Source organism: Chamaesiphon sp. VAR_48_metabat_403 (assembly GCF_031422475.1).
Lineage (GTDB): Bacteria > Cyanobacteriota > Cyanobacteriia > Cyanobacteriales > Chamaesiphonaceae > Chamaesiphon.
This window is the reverse complement of sequence record NZ_JANPLS010000468.1, coordinates 1-2292: the sequence shown is the minus strand read 5'-3', so window position 1 is coordinate 2292 and position 2292 is coordinate 1. Positions and strand designations below refer to the sequence as shown.

Sequence of the window (2292 nt, the reverse complement as noted above, 5' to 3'; positions counted from 1 at the left end):
GAGGTGACAGCCGAACTGATGTCCAGCGGTGATATCCTGCGCCATATAAACCTTGCCCAGTGGCTTGTTTTTCGCCTTTACATCCCCACGATACAAAATCATATAGCGATCGCCAACCTGGTACACTTGGGGCTTGAGTGGCATTTCGCCGCTCGACATTAATTCGGCTGTCACCTCGCTGGATTTAGCCAGAGTCATCGTGCCATCCGTACTTTTAAACCAAATTGCCAAACCGGGCACCGAGACATTATCGATCGTTTTTTGCAGCCCCTCAGCAACTGGCAGCATGTCACTATAAAGTTCGACATCGCGAGGAAAGCGATTGGCAATGTAATCGACTCGCTGGGTATGAGTCGTAATTAAGAGCTGTTGCATTTTCCAACTCGTCCACGCAGCGACGCTGCTCAAGCCGAGAATTGAGAGTAGAGATATTTCTAAAGTCAGTCGAAACTGGAGCGAAGCTGGATCGAGATGCCGCTGTCTGATTTGGCGGAACGTCTCCTTGATTTTAAGGGGTTTCATTGGCAAATCTAGTAGAGCCGTTCCTTCAAACGATTTGAGCATCATATTTATTCACTGTAATCTAAAGACCTGCGATCGTCATGAGACGACTCTAATAGCAACATTAATTTTTGCTGAGAAACACCAGATTTTGGTAGTAAGTAATCCCATCAACTTTTTTAGTATGGCTGTTGTCTTTCGGTTATGAATGATTTAGAGCTAAATATTGGCTGAGAAATTAGCATAGATTTTGCTACCAAATTATTAATCATTTTCTCAGGAGAAACTCAGGTTGTGAGTTTAGAATCGGTCTATACCTGCATCTCATCTAGTCGATGCCGTTATTCCCCGTACTCACGATGCTTACCTTCCCCCAACAATTGACGAAATTAACCTCACGCATCCCTGGATACATCTATTTGTGGTTGGCGATCCCGATCTTCGGATCTTCCAGTGCCCTCACGCGGAAAATTACCGAAATCGGTGCCCAGCATTTCGTAGGTGGGCACAATCCGATTTCTTACTGTAATGTCTTATTTACAGGAAATCTCTGTGCGTTGCTGGTGTTAGTCGCGATTCACCGCCACCAGTGGAGCCGGAATACTTGGAGGCAAATATCGGGGCGGGAATGTTTTGGTTTGGTTGTTGTGGCAATCTTATCCGGCGCACTGGCTCCAGGCTTAATTTTTCAAGCATTGTCATTAACTCCAGTCACGAATGTATTGCTGCTCGGTCGATTAGAGCCGCCATTGACACTAGCATTATCGATCTGGTTATTGCGAGAACGACTCAATCGCTGGGAAGTGTTGGGATCGATTGTCGCTTTTACTGGGGTGGTACTGACAATCGTACTGCAAGCCGATCGCACACACATGACTCCAGTAGCTGGATTTCAGGTTGGATTGGGGGAATTAATGGCGGTATCGGGTGCAATCTGTCTATCGATTGCGACGATTGTTGCTAAAAAGCACCTCACTCATGTGCCACTAGGCATCCATAACACCGTGCGAACGGGATTGGGGACGATCGTCTATTTCGGCTTGGCATTGTGGATGTACGGTTTCAACCATTTTATGGGTGTGCTGTCGCCGTTTCTGTGGCAATGGATGTTGTTGTACGGGACGGTAATTGTCGTCATCGGACAATCATTATGGAATATTGGCTTTCGGAATTCTTCGATCGCCACTGCGTCGCTAATTGGTTCTTTTGCGCCGATCGTTGGCATTTTAGCCGCCTATTTAATTTTGGGCGAAGTACCCACCCACGCTCAATATATCGGAGGTGTTGTAATTTTAGTAGGTCTATTTTTAGGTCAATTGGGGATTAAAGCCAGAACCAATCGCCTAAAAAGTATCGGGATTAGTTCTATGGAAACAGAGCAGGAAATCAAAGGAAAAATGGGGTTTAAAGGAATATAGTTCGATTCGATCGTGAATAAATAACTGGATATTGAATCTAATTATCAGTCTAATTTGTATTCAGGATATTAACCTAATTAATTAAAGATTATGCCTCCCTTTTTACAACGACGGAAATTTCTAACTTACTTGGGATTGGGAACACTTGGCTGGCAAGCAGCTAGTTTCGCTAGTCGTCCATCGACATCACCAATCATCACACCTGAATCCAAAATTATTACGCCTGAATCAATCGCCAGATCGCCGAATCAATTACCAGAATTCCAAGGAATCAGCGAGTGGCTGAATTCCGCATCGCCAGTCACCACCAAAGATTTACTCGGTAAAGTAGTTTTAGTCCAAATTTGGACACTAGGCTGTATTAATTGTCAAC

At 44.7% G+C, this 2292-nt stretch carries 1 protein-coding gene and 2 pseudogenes; 2 read left to right on the top strand and 1 reads right to left on the bottom strand.

Annotation, left to right across the window (positions count from 1 at the left end):
- A pseudogene (locus RMO79_RS22520) lies at nt 1–567 on the bottom strand (two-component sensor histidine kinase); the annotation flags it as partial.
- Nucleotides 568–860: 293 nt separating this feature from the next.
- On the opposite strand from RMO79_RS22520, the gene RMO79_RS22515 reads away from it, so the two are divergent.
- Nucleotides 861–1919, top strand: a complete 1059-nt coding sequence (locus RMO79_RS22515; RefSeq protein ID WP_310485503.1) for a DMT family transporter — start codon at nt 861–863, stop codon at nt 1917–1919.
- 90 nt (nt 1920–2009) lie between these two features.
- Nucleotides 2010–2292: pseudogene (locus tag RMO79_RS22510) on the top strand (redoxin); the annotation flags it as partial.